The organism is Chryseobacillus diguaensis, assembly GCF_049220665.1.
In the GTDB taxonomy this organism is placed as follows: Bacteria; Bacillota; Bacilli; order Bacillales; family Bacillaceae; genus Metabacillus_B.
This window is the reverse complement of sequence record NZ_JBMKNV010000002.1, coordinates 269,534-288,942: the sequence shown is the minus strand read 5'-3', so window position 1 is coordinate 288,942 and position 19,409 is coordinate 269,534. Positions and strand designations below refer to the sequence as shown.

Sequence of the window (19,409 nt, the reverse complement as noted above, 5' to 3'; positions counted from 1 at the left end):
AGAAACAATACGAAAAAAGCACTGTCTTTAAAGCAAGGTGGATAAATTGAATACTTTCTTATCAAGAGAAGCTGAGGGACTGGCCCTATGAAGCTTCAGCAACCGGTTTTTACGTTTGGAAAACGAGTTTATAAACCGGGCAAGAGACGGCAAAAAAAGCATTCTGCTTGTTTTTCGGTCTTTTTGTCCGGTTTCTGCATTCATTGCAGGTCTTTAGAATCCAGCGTGCCAAGGTGCTAATTCCAGCAGGCATTATTGCTTGATAGATAAGAAGAAGCGCGCACATCCAAGTCTTCTTCTTAATAAGAAGGCTTTTTTGTTTAGAAACCATTTTACGAGACTTGTAATTCAAAGACTTGACCTAAACCACTCTTTTGCAGGCGAAATCAGGAAGTTTACTTTTGAAATGGGGGATAAAGCAGCATGGGATTTCTTTCAGATCTCAATAAACAAATTTTAATAGGTGATGGTGCTATGGGAACCTTGTTGTATTCTTATGGCGTTGACCGATGTTTTGAGGAATTAAATCTTTCTAAACCTGAACAGATTACAGGCATACATCAGGCTTATATTGAAGCCGGTGCAAATGTTATTCAAACGAACACATATGGAGCAAACTATATTAAACTCTCACACTATGGACTAGAGGATGATATCCGCCAAATTAATAGTAAAGCAGTCCAGCATGCTAAAAAAGCGGCTGGAGAAAGTGTATATGTAATGGGCACGATTGGCGGAGTCCGTACCTTTAAAAAAAGCTCTCATTCTCTTGAAGAGCTTAAACGAAATTTCCGCGAGCAGCTTTACATTCTTCTAAACGAAGGAATTGACGGTCTATTATTAGAAACCTACTATGATTTTGAAGAATTAAAGGCCGTTACAGAAATTGCCCGAAAAGAAACGGCTCTTCCAATTATTACAAACGTTTCACTACATGAAACAGGAGTGCTGCAGGACGGTACACCGCTTGGAGAAGGACTTGAAATACTCGAAGAAATCGGGGCAGATGTTGTGGGGCTGAATTGCCGCCTCGGTCCTCATCATATGATCCGTTCGCTCGAAGAGGTTCCTCTTCCGAAAAAGGCCTTCCTTTCTGTTTATCCAAACGGAAGTCTTCCCGGTTTAGTCGACGGAAGACTGGTCTATGAATCTGATGAAAGCTACTTTGCAGAAAGTGCCATCAAGCTGAGAGACCAGGGTGCGCGTTTAATAGGAGGGTGCTGCGGAACAACACCAAGACACATAGCAGCAATGGCAAGAGCTGTATCAAACCTCTCACCTGTTTTGAAAAAAAAGATCCGCTACCGGACAGAAACAGTAAATGTTCAGGGCAGCGAAACAAGAATGGCTCCGCCGCTTGAAGAACTGGTGAAAACCCGGCGCTCTGTCATTGTAGAGCTTGATCCGCCTAAAACACTTGGTCTTTCCAAATTTCTTGAAGGGGCCAAAGCTCTGCAAAGTACAGGAATCGATGCCATCACCCTTGCTGACAACTCCCTCGCTTCGCCAAGGATCAGCAATGCGGCAGCAGGTTCCATTATTAAAGAAAAGCTTGGAGCACGTTCTCTTGTTCATATCACCTGCAGGGACAGAAACCTGATTGGATTGCAATCCCATTTAATGGGACTCCATACACTTGGCCTAACAGATGTTCTTGCCGTAACAGGCGATCCTTCTAAAATCGGTGATTTTCCAGGTGCAACTTCCGTATATGACTTGTCTGCTTTTGATCTGATCAGCCTGATTAAACAATTTAATAAAGGCGTTTCCTATTCAGGAAAGCCTCTTGGAGAAAAAACAAATTTTTCAGTCGGGGCTGCTTTTAACCCGAATGTCCGCCATTTGGATAAGGCTGTTGAAAGACTTGATAAGAAAATTTCTTGCGGAGCCGATTACTTTATTTCGCAGCCTCTCTTTTCTATTGAACAGATTCAGGAGGTATACGAAGCGACAAGAAATCTTAATGCTCCGATTTATATAGGCATCATGCCATTAACAAGCAGCCGGAATGCCGAATTTATTCATCATGAAATTCCAGGTATGAAGCTTTCTGATTCCATCAGGGAAAAAATGCGGCTTGCGGGAAATGACAAAATCCAGGCAAACCAGGAAGGTCTGGCTATAGCCCGTTCTCTGATTGATGCTGCATTCGAGTTATTTAACGGCATTTATTTAATCACACCATTTTTGCAATACAATCTGACAGTTGAACTTAGCAACTACATTGCCGAAAAGGAAAGGCTTCGTTCGGAAAGGAAGTTTTTGAATGTCTAACATCCATGAGCAGTTAAAAAAGAAAATACTCGTTCTTGACGGAGCGATGGGCACGATGATCCAAAATGCAAACCTTACAGCAGTAGATTTTGGCGGAGAAGAATATGAGGGATGCAACGAGTACCTGAATATCACTTCTCCTGACACAATTTTGCGTATCCATGAAACCTATTTGCAGGCGAAAGCGGATATTATAGAAACCAATACCTTCGGTGCCACGAGTATTGTGCTTGATGAATATGATCTTGGTCATTTAGCTTATGAACTGAATGTAAAAGCTGCGGAACTTGCAAGAAAAGCAGCTGATGCCATTTCAACACCTGAATGGCCGCGGTTTGTTGCAGGTTCAATGGGACCGACGACTAAGACGCTTTCTGTTACAGGGGGAGCTACTTTTGATCAGCTAATTGAGTGCTATGAAGAACAAGCAAGAGGCCTCATTGACGGCGGTGCCGATCTTCTCCTTCTAGAAACGAGCCAGGACATGCTGAATGTGAAGGCCGGTTATATCGGAATCAAACAGGCTTTTGAAAATACAAGCAAAGAGCTGCCGCTAATGATTTCAGGAACGATTGAGCCAATGGGAACGACACTTGCCGGACAATCTATCGAGTCATTCTATATTTCACTAGAGCACATGAAGCCTATCTGTGTCGGACTAAACTGTGCGACAGGCCCTGAATTTATGACAGACCATATCCGTTCCTTATCCGATCTTTCCAGTACTGCTGTCAGCTGTTACCCTAACGCTGGCCTGCCCGACGAAGAAGGCAATTACCATGAATCAGCACAGTCACTTGCTTTAAAAATGAGAGGCTTTGCAGAAAAGGGATGGCTCAATGTTGTTGGCGGCTGCTGCGGTACCACACCAGCTCATATAAAGGCGCTCGCTGATGCTGTAGATGGCCTGCCTCCAAGAAAACCTGCTTCTGAACACAAGAATCACACTGTTTCCGGGATCGAACCGCTCTTATACGATGACACGATGAGACCGCTATTTGTCGGGGAAAGAACAAACGTAATCGGTTCAAGAAAGTTCAAGCGCCTGATCGCCGAGAGTAAATTTGAAGAAGCTGCCGAAATCGCCCGTCTTCAAGTAAAAAACGGAGCCCATGTCATTGATATTTGTCTTGCTGATCCCGACAGTGACGAACAGGCTAATATGGAAGCTTTTATCGTTGAAGTGGCGAAAAAGATTAAAGCACCGCTTGTTATTGATTCAACAGATGAAAAAGTAATAGAGAAAGCCTTGAAGCATTCGCAAGGAAAAGCCATTATCAATTCCATTAATCTTGAAGATGGAGAAGAACGATTTGAAGCTGTTGTGCCACTTGCTAAAAAGTACGGAGCTGCGCTTGTCGTAGGTACAATCGATGAAACCGGGATGGCTTTAACAGCGGAAAAAAAGCTCGAAATAGCGATACGTTCACACGATCTGCTTGTAAATAAACACGGCTTCGATCCCTCTGATATCATTTTTGACCCGCTTGTCTTCCCTGTGGGAACAGGCGATCAGCAATATATTGGTTCTGCAAATGAAACAATTAAAGGGATCAAACTGATTAAAAAGCGCCTTCCCCGCTGTTTAACAATTTTAGGCGTCAGCAATGTTTCATTTGGGCTCCCGCCTGTCGGAAGGGAAATTTTAAATGCTGTCTATTTGTATCACTGTACAAAAGCTGGCCTCGATTACGCCATTGTAAATACAGAAAAGCTTGAGCGCTATGCAAGTATTCCTGAGGACGAAATTACCATGGCCGACGATTTGCTTTTTAAAACGGACGATCAAACACTTGCCGATTTTACAAACTTTTACCGGGAAAAGAAAAAAGAAAATAAAATTCCAGTTCAAAATCTGACTCTTGAAGAGAGGCTTGCTCTTTATGTCGTAGAAGGAACAAAGCAAGGGCTGATCGAGGATCTTGATATTGCTTTATCCATCTATTCCGATCCCCTTGAGATAATAAACGGGCCATTAATGGAAGGCATGGCCGAGGTTGGGACCCTTTTTAATGCCAATCAGCTGATTGTGGCAGAGGTGCTTCAAAGTGCAGAAGTGATGAAAACAGCTGTATCCCATCTTGAGCCGCATATGGAAAAGAAGGATGACAGGGGCAAAGGCAAAATTCTGCTCGCTACTGTTAAGGGTGATGTCCATGACATCGGCAAGAATCTGGTCGAAATCATTCTGAGCAATAATGGCTACAATGTTGTGGACCTTGGCATCAAGGTTACACCGCAGGTGATCATCGAAGCTGTCAGACGGGAAAAACCGGATGTTATCGGATTATCTGGCCTGCTTGTCAAATCAGCACAGCAAATGGTGCTGACTGCACAGGATTTAACACAATCTGAAATATCCGTTCCGATCATGGTAGGCGGCGCTGCCCTTTCAAGGAAATTTACGGATAATAAAATTGCTCCTGAGTACAAAGGGTCTGTCCTTTATGCGAAGGATGCAATGGATGGCTTGTCACTGGCCAACCGGCTTCGCCAGGATCCTTCCCAGTTTGTCCGAAAACCTGTCAGGACAGATGAACGAATCATCACCAGCGGATCAGCTGCTGTAGCAGAACTGCTGGAAAGGCGTTCAATAATAAAAGAAGCTCCAGTTTATATACCAGAGGATTGCGATCGTCATCTTATTAAAAATATTGAACTGGATCACATTCTTCCCTATTTAAATCTGCAGATGCTTTTAGGCCATCATCTCGGGCTGAAAGGGAAAATCTACAAAATGATTGAACAAAAAGATGAGAAGGCAACTGCTCTTTATGAACTAATTTTGGAATTGATTAGGGATGGAAAAGAAAACAAATGGTTCCAGCCTGCAGCAGCTTATCAATTTTTCCCGGCCTATAGCGAAGGCGAAAAGCTGCATATTCTTTCCCCAGACAGAGAAAGTATTCTAGAAACATTTGATTTCCCGCGACAAAATAAGATGCCATTCAGATGCATATCTGATTATGTAAGAGAAAAAGGAAAGGCAATAGATCATGTAGCTCTTTTCACTGTAACAGCAGGTAAAGGCGTTCGGGAAAAAGCACAGCAGTATAAAGAAAACGGAGACTATTTAAAAAGCCATGCTATACAGGCATTGGCGCTTGAACTAGCTGAAGGCCTTGCTGAACGGACCCATCAGCTGATTCGTGATAAATGGGGATTTCCTGATTCACCTGACTTTACAATGGATCAGCGTTTCGCTGCAAAATATCAGGGGCAGCGCTATTCATTCGGCTACCCTGCATGCCCTGACCTCGAGGATCAGGCAAAGCTTTTCCGATTGCTTAATCCAGAAGCGATCGGCATCGAATTGACAGAAGGATTTATGATGGAACCTGAGGCATCTGTTTCCGCTATTGTTGTAGCCCACCCTGATGCAAAATACTTTAATGTTATGAACTGAAACGTCATGTTTCAGTTTTTTTTCTTTGGGGAAACCTTTTAACAGAGAGCAATGACATTTCTAACTAATTTTGACAGGAGCGATTACAATGACAAGCAATGATGACTACATGAAAAAACCGCCGCGTCAGCATCAGGACGTACAGCCTGGAAAGGAATCTCAAATGAATCCTAGGCCTGAGTTCAATAGGGCTTCTTATAAAGGCAGCGGAAAGCTTGAAGGAAAGGTAGCCATTGTCACAGGCGGAGACAGCGGAATTGGCCGGGCAGTATCCATTTATTTTGCAAGAGAAGGAGCAGACGTTGTCATTGTCTATTTAAATGAGCATGAAGATGCAATAGAAACAAAGCGATTGATTGAACTGGAAGGCAGACAATGCTTTTTAATGGACGGAGACCTTGGGGAAGAATCTTTTTGCAGGCAAGTCGTTTCCGAAACGATGATTAAGTTCAGTAAAGTGGATATTCTTGTGAATAACGCAGCTGAACAGCATCCTCAGGAAAATATTGAAGATATTACAAAAGAACAGCTTGAACGGACGTTCAAAACGAATATTTTCTCAATGTTTTATCTAACGAAAGCGCTCATGCCGTATTTTAAAGAAGGAGCATCTATCATTAATACAGCTTCCGTTACTGCTTATGCCGGAAACCCGATGTTAATTGATTATTCTTCTACAAAAGGAGCGATCGTTTCCTTCACCCGTTCCCTTTCCCAATCGATTGCTAAGAAAGGAATCCGTGTAAATGCCGTGGCGCCAGGACCGATCTGGACACCGCTGATTCCTTCTACTTTTGATGAGGAACAAGTTGCGAAATTCGGAAATGATACTCCGCTTGGCCGTCCCGGACAGCCGGAAGAGCTTGCTCCAAGCTATGTATACCTAGCGTGTGAGGACTCTTCTTATGTAACTGGACAAGTCCTTCATGTAAATGGCGGGAAAATTGTGAACGGCTGATTGACAGCTAAAATGGGGAGGCTTGCCTGATTTCTAGTGCTTTCAGGCAAGCCTCTTTTAAGTGATTAATCCGCTTTTACTAGTTTGGTTTTTTTGAAGCGAATGCGGTAGACAGCTATCCCCAGCAAGAATGCACCTATTAATATTCCCGCAATATAACCCCCGGTCATTTTGCCGGTTCCAGAATAAAGCTTGAGAGCAAACCAAAACACTCCAAAAATACCGATGAGCACCAGAAAAGGAACATTCCAATGCTTCCATAAAAAGAAATTTCCATTCCTTTCTGCCGGCAGTTTAAGAAAAGAGAAATATCCAACAAGAAGAAAGCAAATCACTATTGCTAAATACAACCCGATTTGGGGATAGGTAAGCTGATCATTGTAGAATAGAAACTGGTTTCCGGAGAAAATATGCCGTATTTCCCAAAGCAGGCCTTCACTAGGCAGAATTGAACCTGTGAAAATTTGAATATGACTCCATACAAGATAAAGCAGAATGGAAGGAAACATAAATATTCCCCATGATAGAAAAGCTTGAGAAAAGGAGGTTCCTGCGAAACATCCTGCTGTGAATACCACTGTAAAAACCAGGAGGAGCATGCTTCCTGTATAGAATAAAAAATGCAATAGGCTGCCATCTATCCTTGCATGAGCGTACTGAAGCAGAATCTGGCTAAGACTAAAAGATAGTAAAAGAGAAATAAGGATGCTTAAAGCGCCAATCAGCCACTTTGTCCAGAATATATGGCTTCTGGAATAGGGCAGTGATAACGTAAAATCCATTACTGAATGGCGTTTTTCCCCTCCAATCAATCGAATCGCAAGAAAAAATGGAAGCAGGACAAGAGGCCCGATAATCATTTTGTCAAACACATGGATGTTTTGTTGATCAAATAAGGCATAATGCTCCCAAATAATATAAGGGAGATGAAGCGCTAATACAGCAATAGTAATAGGAATGATTAAAATCGAGTTTCTGAGTTCCTTGTACACCAGCCCTTTTATTGCCATCTGTAATTTCCTCCCAATGTTCTATTGCATAGTCATTTCAATTCAGGTTTGTATTAAGTGTACTATTTCGTATAATACACTTTTAACAATAAAGAAATAAACTGGTTTTGTCTACTGTTTTTTGGAATTTATATACAAAAACACCTTCCAATTGGAAGGTGCTTACGCTCTTTTTTTCTCCTTACCTCGATTGTTTTCCTGGCAAGTATGCCTTTTGACCAAAGTATGGGGAATGATTACCCTTTTTATTGGTTCAGAAGGATTTTCGATCAGCTGAATCATATTTTTTGCTCCCTCATATCCAAGCTGAAAGATATGTATATCTACAGAGGTTAAAGGAGGTCTTGATAGTTCAGCCATCATCACATTATTAAACGAAACAACAGACACGTCAGCAGGAACCTGCATCCCCATTTCGTCGAGCGTATTCAGGACACCTACAGCCATCAAGTCATCTGCTACAACAAGGGCTGTCGGAGGCTCTTTCAATGAGAAAAGCTCAAGAACCGCTTCTTTTCCGCCCTCTTCCTGAAATTCCGCATGAACAATATACTCATCTCTGTATGGCAGACTGGAAAGGCTGATTGCTTTTTCATAACCGAGCAGCCGATCGATGGTGACGACGAAGTTAAGATTTCCCCCGATGAAGGCAATCCGGTCATGTCCCAGTTCAATTAAGTGCTCTGTCACTTCTTTTGAAGCTCTGTAATTGTCATTATCAATATGGGTAATTTCTTCCACATTTTTAAATGGCTTTCCTATAATGACAAATGGGAAGTCTTTTTCAAGCAAAAACTCTGTCAGCTTATCATCCACGCGCGAGTATAGAAGAATGATTCCATCAACCCTTTTTCCCTCCACCATCTGGACGACTCCTTCAAAGATCTCCTCTTCTGATTCCCCTGTCGACATATGGAGCGCATATTGCTTTTGATGTGCGCCTTTGCTGATCCCCCTTATTACTTCAGGGAAAAAAGGATTTTGAAAGGATTTGTCTGCTGAACTCGGCATAATGATTCCAATTGCCTGTGTTGTTTGATTCGCCAAGCTTCTTGCTATAAAATTCGGGTGGTAGCCTAACTCATTCATTGCTTCCCGGACCCGTTCTTTTGTCCTTTCACTAATCCTTGGATTATTAGCGATTACTCTTGATACAGTGGATGGCGCTACCTTTGCCAATTTTGCCACGTCTTTTATAGTTGCCATAATCCCACTTCCTCTCCTGCCGGCATCTACTATATGTGAACCCCTATTGTTGTCACTTTATACCATTTATTGTATCCTACAGATTAAAAACCTGCCTATGGATGACTGCCTCTCTATCATCTTCTTTTCTATCTTCAGCGTCAAGACAGCCTCAAAAGCATTTTTCTTAAGGCTCTTTTCTTAAACTTTGTTGTTTTTTCATCCATTTAAGTGAACATAGAGCAAGAATACAGTTGCAAATTTTATGAAAAGATGCCACAAGCTAATCTTTATGCGTGGTCTATGACTATACGAATAGCAACAATCTTTGCGAAAACAGCCTTTCTTAAAGAATCGGTTTTAGGATAATCCTTTGTAAACCTTTTCACAAGTAACCTTTTACAAGCAAAATAAAAGAAAAAAGGAGAAACGGATAGATCTGACTGCGTTTATAACTCCTGCTCATCTCCGCTCCTCCCATTTGATGAGGGCAGGTGATAAATGGTCTTTTTTCTGCACTCCCCTTTATTGGAGATCAAAGATTAACCTTTTGTTCCGCCTGCAGTCAATCCAGAAACGAAATAACGCTGGAATGAGAAGAACAGGATAGCGATTGGAACGGCAATTAATGTAGAACCTGCAGCAAAAGTCGTAAACTCATTACCAAACTGCTTTGCTACCATATCAAACAGACCTACAGCTAATGTATATTTCGTTTCAGTACGAAGCAGGACGCTTGCAATGATAAAGTCAGCAAGCGGTGCGATAAAGGAGAACAAAGCGACAACCGCAATAATCGGTTTTGCAAGCGGCATAACAATTTGGAAGAAAATCCTTAAATGTCCTGCCCCATCCATGCGTGCAGATTCATCAAGCTCTTTCGGAATCGTATCAAGATACCCTTTCATTAAATACGTATTCATCGGAATTTGGCCGCCCACATAGACAAGAATCAAACCAAGATGAGAATCAAGCAAATGTGTCATAAATGCCAATACATAGATGGCAATTAACGCTGCAAAGTTCGGAACCATTTGCAGAACAAGCAGTGTCATTAAACCATTTTTACGGCCGATGAAGCGGTATCGTGAAAAGGAATAAGCTGTCAAAGATACTAAAATTACAGTTATGATCATTGTAGAAATACTGATTTTCATTGAGTTCAAGTACCAGAATAAATAGTTGCTTTTTGACGTATCAAAAAGGAACTGATAATGGGCAAATGTTGCATTCTTCGGAATAATGTTTGATCCTGATAAACTTTGGCCAGGATTAAATGAGGAGCCAATGATCCACGCAACCGGATACAGGATGATCGCAAAAGCAATCAATATAATAAAATACGATAGAGTAAGGCGGACAAGTTTGTGTCTTTTAGTATTCATGTTAGATCATATCCTCTTCTTGGAATGATTTTGTACGCTTAAACTGCCATATTGCTATAATGATGATTACTAAAGAGAGCATCATGGTGATAGCAGCGGCTTTTGAATATTGTGCCCTTTTCATCGTTAAACGGTAAATCCATGAAATCAGGATGTCTGTTCCTCCGGCGCTTTGTCCCTCAATTGCAGGTCCCCCGCCGTTAAACAAGTAAATGACATTGAAGTTGTTAAAGTTAAAGGCATATTGTGTAATGATAATTGGTGCAGTAGAGAAAAGAACCAAAGGAAGAGTAATTCTTCTAAACTTTTGCCATATTGAAGCTCCATCAACTGTTGCTGCTTCATAAAGCTCATCAGGAATGGACTGCAGTACACCAGTAGTCATAGCAAAAATAAACGGGAATCCAAGCCATGATTGAATCATTAATAGAGCAATTCTTGTAAAGGTCGGGTTCGTCATCCAGTCCTGAGGAGGGATTCCGAAAGCATGAAGAATTTGCATATTGACTGCACCGAAGGATTCATTGAACATTCCAGCGAAAATCAAAATGGAAACAAAGGATGGAACCGCCCAAGGAAGAATAAATACGGTACGGATAAATGCTTTTCCTTTTAAGTCCTTCTGGTTTACAAGAATAGCAAGGAAAATCCCGATGGCAACCTGCAATGTTGTTGCACCGACTGTCCAAACAATTGTCCAGGCTAATACTCCAAAGAAAGTCTGGCGCCAAATATCAATTTTGAAAATATCCGCGAAGTTTTGAAATCCTACCCAGTCAACCAATCTTGCAGGAGGAGAATGATAAAGGTCATAGTTTGTAAAAGCTAGAGAAATAACGAATATAATCGGGAAAATAACAACAAAAATCAGTAATAAAAATCCTGGAGACATGATGAGATAAGGAAATCCATTATCTATCAGATTGCGGTATTGATCACGGACACTGCTTAAGGCAAGTCCAAGATCCCGCTTCTCTCCGTTTTTATAAGCATCTGTTATATTGAATAGATAAAATGCGATACCGAAAAGAAGTACAATGACAGAAAGAATTCCCTGAATCAGAAGGAAAATCGAATGATCCCTAGGCAATTGTGTTCCAAGGGTAACAATCCCCCATAATCCATTATCAAACATATCCCAGAAAACTCTCAGGAATGCAGCAGAGAAAATGAGAAATAGCACACCTTTTAAAATTTGACGATTGTAAAGCTGCCCCACGCCAGGAATGATGGAAAGAGCAGCAGCGATCTTTCTGTGGTTGGAATGATACTCAAATTGTTTTATTTCTTCCGGTTTAGGGTTGTAAGCAAGGTTACTCATTTCAGTATTCCCCTTTCTTTCTTGTACAGGCAGTGAAGTAATGGAACAGAAGAGCACTTGAGCTCTTATGAAAAAGCAAATCAGTTTATTCACTTTTTCATAAAAGCTCTGCTCTTTAATAAGTCTCTTTTCTTAAATTTTGTTGTTTTTTCATTCATTATTTAAGTGAAACTCAAGAAAAGATGCTACGAATTAAACCTTTTAGCGTGTTCTAACTAATACGAATAGCAGCAATCTTTGCGAAAAGTTAATTTTATAAGGCTCTTTTCTTAAACTCTGTTGTTTCTCACTCTGAAATTTCTCTTACAAGACCCATGATTTTGCAGGTACTTTAAGAAAAGATGCCCCGAAACAAGTCTGAATAGGTGATAAAGGCATTTACGAATAGCAACAATCTTTGCGAAAACAGCCTTTTATAAAGGAAGCAGTACCTCATTTGAGGTACCGCTCCGATCATTCAGCAATATCTTATTTGCTTCCTGATTGTGTAGATGCAATATCAGATTTGATACGTTTTACAGCAGCATCAAGTGCTTCTTTAGGCTGCGCTTTACCTGTTACAAGAGTTTGCAGGTTGTCAGCCATACCTTGCCATACTTGACCCATTTCAGGGATGTTAGGCATTGGAACTGCAACTGCAGATTGTGCAGCAACCGCTTTAGCTTCTGGGTTGTTTGCAATGATTGGATCTTGCATTAGAGATTTTACAGGCGGAATTTCAAATGTTTGCTTGTAGCGTTCTTTTGCTACCTTCGCGCTTGTAATGTACTCGATGAATTTTGTAGCCCATTCTTTGTTTTGAGAGAATGCACTGACGTTCCATCCTTTTACACCAGAGAAAGTTTTCATTGGAGTGCCATCTGCAAATTTAGGCAGCGGAGCAACACCGATATCAACTTTTGCATCTTTGTATGGACCAAAAGCCCATGGACCATTCATAACAAATGCAGCTTTACCTTCAGTAAATAGGCCATCTAGGGTTGAACCGCCGTTCTCGCCAATGATTCCTTTAGGGAAAAGTCCTTCTTTGTACCATTTTTGGATGAACTCTGCACCTTTAACAGCACCAGCATTGTTCAAACCAATATCGCTAGGATCCATTTTGCCGTCTTTCTCACCAAAAACATAACCTCCCATTCCGCCGATTACAGCATGAGCAAAGTAGAAGTTATCGAACAATGCAAGGAAACCGTACTGGCCGCCTTTTGTAAGTTCTTTTGCTTTTGCATAAAGATCCTCCATTGTTGCAGGAACTTCTTTAACTAGCTTTTTGTTGTAGATAAGTACTGGTGTTTCAGTAGATTTCGGAAGCCCGTAAAGCTTTCCATCATATGTTTGAGACTTAATAGAAGATTCAGTGAATGAATCAGTTACTTTTTTATCAACAGTAAGCGGAGCAAGAAGGCCTTCAACAGCCAATTGTCCGATTTGGTCATGAGGAAGAGTTACAATATCAGGACCTGAACCAGCTGGTCCGTCAAGACGAAGCTGTTCACGCTGTTTTGTCGCCATTTCAATATCTTTATACTCAATTTTGATACCGTTTTCTTTTTCAAAGTCAGCAGCTACTTGTTTCAGCCAGCCTGCTTTCTTTTGGTCTTCCCAGACAACTAATTTTTCTGGTTTGGCAGGCATGCTGCTAGCCGCAGTCCCATCTTTCTTTTCTGGTGTTGCAGTAGTAGTTTTCTCTTTAGCATCCGGACCGCAAGCAGCCAGTATGCCGATCAGAAGAAGCACCAATGCAAATAACGAAAAGGCTTTCTTCATTTTGACCCCTCCTAAAATAGTAATCTAGTTATTTAGTACTTGCACAAACGTTTGCACATTTTGTCAAAAAATTATAGCGCTTTCATTAAAGCGCTTCCATTTTGTGAAAACGATTGCACAACTTACCTTTATTATAGCGGCTATTTCACTTTTGACAACCATTTTTTGAAACTTTTTCTAAAATTATCCTTAGGGGGAAATTGACATTAATAGCGCTATCAATTAATCTTTAATTATTATAATCTAACGCAAACGTTTGCGCTGCTGTGAATTTTGAAGGAGGTCTATTATGCTAAAAGAAGCCATTTACCATCGTCCGAAAAATGAATTTGCTTACATCTATAATGATACAACATTACATATTAGGCTGCGCACGAAAAAAAATGATGCAGATCAAGTTACGCTTATTCATGGAGATCCGTATACCTGGAAAAATTCGGTGTGGGTATATGAAAAATCAGAAATGGAAAAGTCAGGATCAGATGATCTTTTTGACTACTGGTTCATCAGTATTCAGCCTCCCCATCGCCGCTTTCGCTATGGTTTTGAAATAAGTGACGGGAGCGAAACACTGATTTATACAGAAAAAGGTTTTTATTCAGACATTCCTGCTGATGATGTTGCATACTACTTTTGTTTCCCTTACCTTCATGCCTCAGACCAGTTCAAAGCACCAGAATGGGTCAAGGATACGGTATGGTATCAGATTTTCCCTGAACGGTTTGCTAACGGGGACCCGGATATCAGCCCGATTGGCGCTTTGCCTTGGGGCAGCGGCGAGCCGACTCGGCAAAATTTTTATGGCGGAGATTTTGAAGGAGTCATCAGTCACCTCGACTACTTATCACAGCTTGGCATTACAGGACTTTATTTCACTCCAATATTTAAAGCCCATTCCAATCATAAATATGACACGATTGATTATATGGAAATTGATCCGCAGTTCGGCGACAAAGAAACGTTCAGACGCCTTGTAAGGGAATGTCATAACCGCGGAATCCGCGTTATGCTTGATGCCGTTTTTAATCACAGCGGGCTTTATTTTGATAAATTTCAGGATGTTCTCGAAAAAGGCGAAAAGTCTCCTTATAAAGATTGGTTCCATCTTCATGATTTTCCGCTAGAGACGGAAGGTCTTCCAAACTATGACACTTTTGCGTTTGAAAGATCTATGCCGAAGCTTAATACCCAGAATCCTGATACGAAAGAATATCTTCTTGAAGCAGGCCGCTACTGGGTAAGAGAATTTGATATTGACGGGTGGAGGCTTGATGTTGCAAATGAGGTAGATCATCAATTCTGGAGAGATCTCCGGAAGGAAGTAAAATCTCTGAAAGAAGACGTTTATATACTGGGAGAAATTTGGCACGATTCCATGCCATGGCTTCAGGGAGACCAGTTTGACGCTGTGATGAACTACCCGTTTACAAACGGTGCGCTACGATTCTTTGCAGAAGATAAAGTAAAAGCTGAAGAGTTTTCTTCCATTATTCAGCATGTGATTCATATGTATCCCGAAAATGTAAACGAGGTGGCATTTAATCTGCTTGGAAGCCACGACACGCCAAGAATTCTAAATATCGCAGGCCACCGCAAAGAAAGAGTTAAGCTACTGTTCGCCTTTCAGCTCAGCTTTCTCGGTGCTCCTTGCATTTATTACGGAGATGAAATCGGCATGGACGGCGGAGCTGATCCGGGCTGCAGAAAGTGCATGGTTTGGGAAGAAGAACATCAGGACAGAGAACTGCATGCATTTGTCCAAAGGCTTCTTGCACTAAGAAAACAGATTCCCCTTCTTGGAAACAGCGGGAAGTTTCGATTCCTGGAAGCGAGTGACTCAACTAATCACATTATGTACAGTAAAGAAAATACGGAAGAATTGTTTGTTGCGGTTTTAAATAATTCAGAGAAGGAGCTTTCTGCAGCACTCCCTGTTTCAGAGAGCAGTAAATGGACAGATCTGCTTTCCGGAAAAGAAGCTGAATGCGGGGAAAATGGCGAAATAACCGTTGAGCCATACGGCATTCAATTTTACCTCACTAAAAAGTAATGGAGGGAAAATTGATGATTTAATCTTTCACAGTCAGGATGGTACCGTTGAACCGTGATCGAAAGGTAGCGGTGTACCTTCCTCCAAACTATAAAACTTCACATGAAAGCTATCCTGTTTTGTATATGCACGACGGGCAAAATGTTTTTAAAGGTGAAGATGCAAGATACGGAACTTCCTGGGGTGTTCCAGATTTTCTGGATCAAAGCGATATAAACCTTATTGTTGTCGGCATTGACTGCAATCATCATCGCTTTGAACGATTTAATGAGTATGGTCCATGGGTCAACAGGACAATCAGCAAGCAGGTCATTGATATAGATGAGCCTCTTGGAGGAGAAGGACCAGCCTATATCGACTATTTGGTCCATGAACTGAAGCCTTTTATTGATGAAAAGTACCGTACGATAACAAATGAAACGTCTATGATGGGCAGCTCTATGGGCGGCCTGATCTCTACTTATGCCGCCTGCAAATATCCGAACATTTTCAAAAGGGCTGCCCCTGTCTCTTCCGCCTACTGGTTTAACCAGAAAGAAATTGAAGAACTAGTTAAATTAAGCGACCTATCCGTCATAGAGAAATTCAATCTTGATATCGGCACAAAGGAAGTCAGTTCAAAGATTGATGCCAAGCAGTAGTTGCATCAAATCTTCCTATATATGATGCCTGAAAACGAAAGTCCCTTCCTGCATGTTTGAAATTGTAGAAGACGCAGAGCACAACGAAGCAGCATGGGCAAAAGAGTTCCAGCTATTTTCAACTATCTCTATAAATCCTACTAGAAAAGCTGCCCAGTGCGGGCAGCTTTTCCAGTTTAAAAGATTCCAAGACTATTTTTCTCCGAATCCCACTCTTCTTTTAATATCCCCATACGAATGGAATCATAATAGACACCATCAAATAAACGGCACTTCCTAAGGCTCCCCTCCGGCTTCATCCTCAATTTGATCAAAATGCAAAAGAACATCTAAATCAAACTATTTGGAGTTGAGAATTTAGCTTGTTAGAATAGGTGGGTACTGCATATTGTTCATAAAGGAGTGACGTTGATCATGAAAGATTATCAAAAACTATTCGAACCTGTTAAAATCGGGGCTTTCGAATTGAGAACCCGTACAGCAATGGCTCCAATGACACGAAGCTTTAGCGATAATGAAACAGGGGTCGTCACTGACGATGTGGTTGAATACTACCGGAAGCGTGCAGCAGGTGGAATTGGTTTAATCATCACGGAAGGTACAGTGATCAGCTCCAGAGCAAAAGGCAATCCTGGCGTTCCGGGAATTTATACACAAGAACAAATTGAGGGCTGGAAAAAGGTAACGGATGCGGTTCATCAAGAAGGCGGCACGATCGCAGCTCAAATATGGCACGTTGGCCGTTTAAGCCATCCTGAGCTCATTAAAGGGCAAACACCTGAAGCACCTTCTGCCATTGCAGCTGAAGGAATGGTTCCCCGTTTCCGCAAACCATATGCTGAGCCTCTTGAGCTTTCTAAAGAAGACATTAATCGCGTTGTCGGAGAATATGCACAAGCGGCAAAGAATGCCATTGAAGCAGGATTTGACGGCGTTGAAATACATGGAGCTCACGGTTATTTGATTGACCAATTTAACAGTGAAGCATCCAATAAAAGAACAGATGAATATGGAGGTGATTTGGCGCAGCGCCTTACCTTCATGAAAGAAGTTATTTCAGCTGTTATTGATGCCATTGGCGCTGACAAAACGATCATCCGTTTCTCAGCTCATAAAGTGGATGCAATGGAATACCGCTGGGAAGATGCCGATCAGGCAATCAAAACATTCACAGATGCATTCCGTGAAGTTGGGGTAAAAATCATTCACCCATCAGCACTCGATGCACAGGAAAATTTCGCACCAGGCCGGACTCTCTATGATCTTGCCCGCAAGTATTGGGACGGTCCTATTATTGGTGTCGGCGATCTGACGGCTGATCAAGCGGAAGCAGCGCTAGAAAAAGGAATTATGGACGTAGCAGCATTTGGGCGTCCGCTTATTTCAAATCCAGACTTCCTTGAAAAAGTAAAAGCTGGCCGTGGGCTAGAAACATATGAACCGAAAACACATTTGGTGACATTGAAATAATCAAGAAAGGAAGCGCCAAAGTGGTGCTTCCTTTTTATTTACCGATCTATCAGCTGCCGGTTTGCGACCTTCCTGTATTAAAGAGGTGTCATCCCTTCAAGCTTTTTAAAAAGCTTTGAAAAATAGGCGGCGTCTCCTATCAGGCATTTTTTCCGCCTTTCTCGATATATTGAGCAAAAACATGATGGGGTTTCAAAATCATCTTCTGAAATTTGAGCATCCAGCCATGGGTCATGCCCTTCCTCTTTTGTTTGAAAAGGAAAATACGTTGTAAAATGCTGCCAGTATATTTCTGTTTCCCCTGGCAACAAAGGTTTACACCCAAAATCTATGATGTTTATTTATCTGTTCAGCCTTGCTTTAAGTCAAGGCCCTTAAATCAGGTTTTTAGAAGCCCGGACAGTAGAATGGTTTGTTTGGACTGTTAGATGGCTCTTTCGGCTTGTTAAATAGAGTGATTGGCTTGTTAGATGAAGGTTTTGGACAATAGGATCCGCATTTCCGCCAATTAGCGCCTCAAAAGGATGCTGTTGAAGCCGGTTTTACTTGCTTACTAACCCTCCAGACTTCTCTTTTTACAAGATTTAATGAAAAAAGGACAGAATTTCAACAATTTCATTTGATTTCTGTCCTTTTTTAATCGTTTTCTCCAAAGACTTGTTCACGGTATAACAGACCTATAAAGCTATTTCTGATCATAATAATGAGACAGCGCCATAATTGCACTTCCCATCCGCTCAATTTCCGGAACAATGACCCGCTTGATCCCTTCTTCCTTGAGCGATTGTGCTGTTACCTTCCCTACTGCAAGAGCAACCACCTTGTCTGAAAAAGCAGTCAGAATCTTATCCTCTATCCCCTTTTCTCTTGCATATTTCATTAAAAACCGTCCTTGTGGTGTGCTCGTAAAGCTTACAGCATCCACTTTGCCCTCTATAATTTCTTCTGTAAGCTGGTTCAGAACGGCTTGATCTGGAGCAATGTGCAAATAGGGCTGGATTTCAATCGTTTCTGCATTTTTTGATGCAAACCATTCTTTAAGCTTTGGAGCCGGCTCTCCGTGAAGCTGAAGTGCAACTCTTTTACCTCGGAAATCGAAGGGTTCAAGTTCTCTGAGAAGCCCGTCGTTGCTGCCATCATCATCTCTTGCATCACTTTTGAGACCAAGCTTGTTCACCATTTGCATTGTTTTATACCCTCTGACACCGATTTTCACTGCAGATAATGCCTGCAGCCATTCCTCCTCAAAGCCGAGGTCTTTCGCTTTATTCCAGAGTGCTTCGGTCCCCATCCCAGTCGTCAGGATGAGCCAATCTACAGGATTATTGATCAGATTTCTTATTTTCTCCTCAAGTCCTTTATCATCTAAAAAAACGGTCCCTTGCGCCGGGCGCGATAAGGCAATGCCGCCTAAATTCTCTACAATTTTGCTTTGTTCTTCAATTTTCCGCTGTCCGGCAAGGACAATCCGTTTTCCTTGGAGCCTGCTCATTTGCTCTCCCCCTTTTTACTCTCACTTTACTATAGAACAGCCAGAAAATGAAGAAATCCTGATCCCGAACATATTCGCTTGTTTCAATCCGCTTTCTATCCCTATAATCAATTCGTGCGGTCAGTTCTGCTCGTGTTTGATATTCTGCCTTCTTTTCATGAATGGGCGAATGTGGTTTTCCTAATTCTCGCAGGTGTTCTCGGAGCTGTTTATTTTATAGAAAAATATTTGAGCTGGGAAAGGCATTTTACTTTCTCTTGTCATCAATTTTCTTTCGATATTCGCCGTGCATCTAGGTACTAAATACGGGATTCTTTTTAGTGATTACTACTATTACCAAGGATTTCGGAATAGCTGAACGAAAAGAAAGGGAAGATTTGGATATGGATATTACACCACAAGAAGAAAACATGATTTAGGCTCTCCGTGAGGTTGCATTGCCTCCTTTAT

12 protein-coding genes and 1 riboswitch are annotated in these 19,409 nt (G+C 41.6%); of the genes, 6 read left to right on the top strand and 6 right to left on the bottom strand.

The features are described from left to right. The first annotated feature begins 55 nt into the window (after positions 1 to 55). Positions 56 to 273: riboswitch (SAM riboswitch) on the top strand. 150 nt (positions 274 to 423) lie between these two features. The 3 genes from ACOT8F_RS04190 to ACOT8F_RS04180 all read left to right on the top strand — a co-directional run bounded on the left by ACOT8F_RS04190 (position 424) and on the right by ACOT8F_RS04180 (position 6,638). Beyond that, complete coding sequence (locus ACOT8F_RS04190) at positions 424 to 2,274, top strand: bifunctional homocysteine S-methyltransferase/methylenetetrahydrofolate reductase (RefSeq protein WP_421650302.1); 1,851 nt, start codon at positions 424 to 426, stop codon at positions 2,272 to 2,274. Beyond that, positions 2,267 to 5,680 (top strand): methionine synthase, encoded by a 3,414-nt coding sequence (gene metH / locus ACOT8F_RS04185; RefSeq protein ID WP_421650301.1) that lies wholly within the window; start codon positions 2,267 to 2,269, stop codon positions 5,678 to 5,680. The genes ACOT8F_RS04190 and metH overlap by 8 nt, the downstream gene beginning before the upstream one ends. Before the next feature lie 88 nt (positions 5,681 to 5,768). Beyond that, positions 5,769 to 6,638, top strand: a complete 870-nt coding sequence (locus ACOT8F_RS04180) for an SDR family oxidoreductase (protein ID WP_421650300.1) — start codon at positions 5,769 to 5,771, stop codon at positions 6,636 to 6,638. 65 nt (positions 6,639 to 6,703) lie between these two features. On the opposite strand, the gene ACOT8F_RS04175 is transcribed toward ACOT8F_RS04180, so the two are convergent. The 5 genes from ACOT8F_RS04175 to ACOT8F_RS04155 all read right to left on the bottom strand — a co-directional run bounded on the left by ACOT8F_RS04175 (position 6,704) and on the right by ACOT8F_RS04155 (position 13,306). After that, complete coding sequence (locus ACOT8F_RS04175) at positions 6,704 to 7,648, bottom strand: hypothetical protein (RefSeq protein WP_421650299.1); 945 nt, start codon at positions 7,646 to 7,648, stop codon at positions 6,704 to 6,706. A gap of 162 nt (positions 7,649 to 7,810) precedes the next feature. Further along, the gene (locus tag ACOT8F_RS04170; protein ID WP_421650484.1) at positions 7,811 to 8,857 is read right to left on the bottom strand and encodes a LacI family DNA-binding transcriptional regulator; all 1,047 of its coding nucleotides are present in this window, start codon (positions 8,855 to 8,857) and stop codon (positions 7,811 to 7,813) included. 518 nt (positions 8,858 to 9,375) lie between these two features. Beyond that, positions 9,376 to 10,218 carry a sugar ABC transporter permease gene (locus ACOT8F_RS04165; protein ID WP_421650298.1) on the bottom strand — a complete coding sequence of 281 codons (843 nt, stop codon included), beginning with the start codon at positions 10,216 to 10,218 and terminating at the stop codon, positions 9,376 to 9,378. A gap of 1 nt (position 10,219) precedes the next feature. Continuing rightward, complete coding sequence (locus ACOT8F_RS04160) at positions 10,220 to 11,539, bottom strand: carbohydrate ABC transporter permease (RefSeq protein WP_421650297.1); 1,320 nt, start codon at positions 11,537 to 11,539, stop codon at positions 10,220 to 10,222. Positions 11,540 to 12,007: 468 nt separating this feature from the next. Continuing rightward, a complete protein-coding gene (locus ACOT8F_RS04155; RefSeq protein ID WP_421650296.1) occupies positions 12,008 to 13,306 on the bottom strand; it encodes an extracellular solute-binding protein in 1,299 nt (432 codons plus the stop codon). A 289-nt stretch (positions 13,307 to 13,595) separates the two neighbouring features. Between ACOT8F_RS04155 and ACOT8F_RS04150 the strand changes: the two genes are divergently transcribed. From ACOT8F_RS04150 to ACOT8F_RS04140, 3 genes are all read left to right on the top strand, one after another. Next, a complete protein-coding gene (locus tag ACOT8F_RS04150; RefSeq protein WP_421650295.1) occupies positions 13,596 to 15,356 on the top strand; it encodes an alpha-glycosidase in 1,761 nt (586 codons plus the stop codon). Positions 15,357 to 15,403: 47 nt separating this feature from the next. Further along, on the top strand, positions 15,404 to 15,997 hold the full coding sequence (locus ACOT8F_RS04145) for an alpha/beta hydrolase (RefSeq protein WP_421650294.1): 594 nt from the start codon (positions 15,404 to 15,406) through the stop codon (positions 15,995 to 15,997). 414 nt (positions 15,998 to 16,411) lie between these two features. Beyond that, complete coding sequence (locus ACOT8F_RS04140; RefSeq protein ID WP_421650293.1) at positions 16,412 to 17,467, top strand: alkene reductase; 1,056 nt, start codon at positions 16,412 to 16,414, stop codon at positions 17,465 to 17,467. Positions 17,468 to 18,152: 685 nt separating this feature from the next. Here the strand turns inward: ACOT8F_RS04140 and ACOT8F_RS04135 are convergent. Beyond that, positions 18,153 to 18,959 (bottom strand): uroporphyrinogen-III synthase, encoded by an 807-nt coding sequence (locus ACOT8F_RS04135; RefSeq protein WP_421650292.1) that lies wholly within the window; start codon positions 18,957 to 18,959, stop codon positions 18,153 to 18,155. Positions 18,960 to 19,409 lie beyond the last annotated feature (450 nt).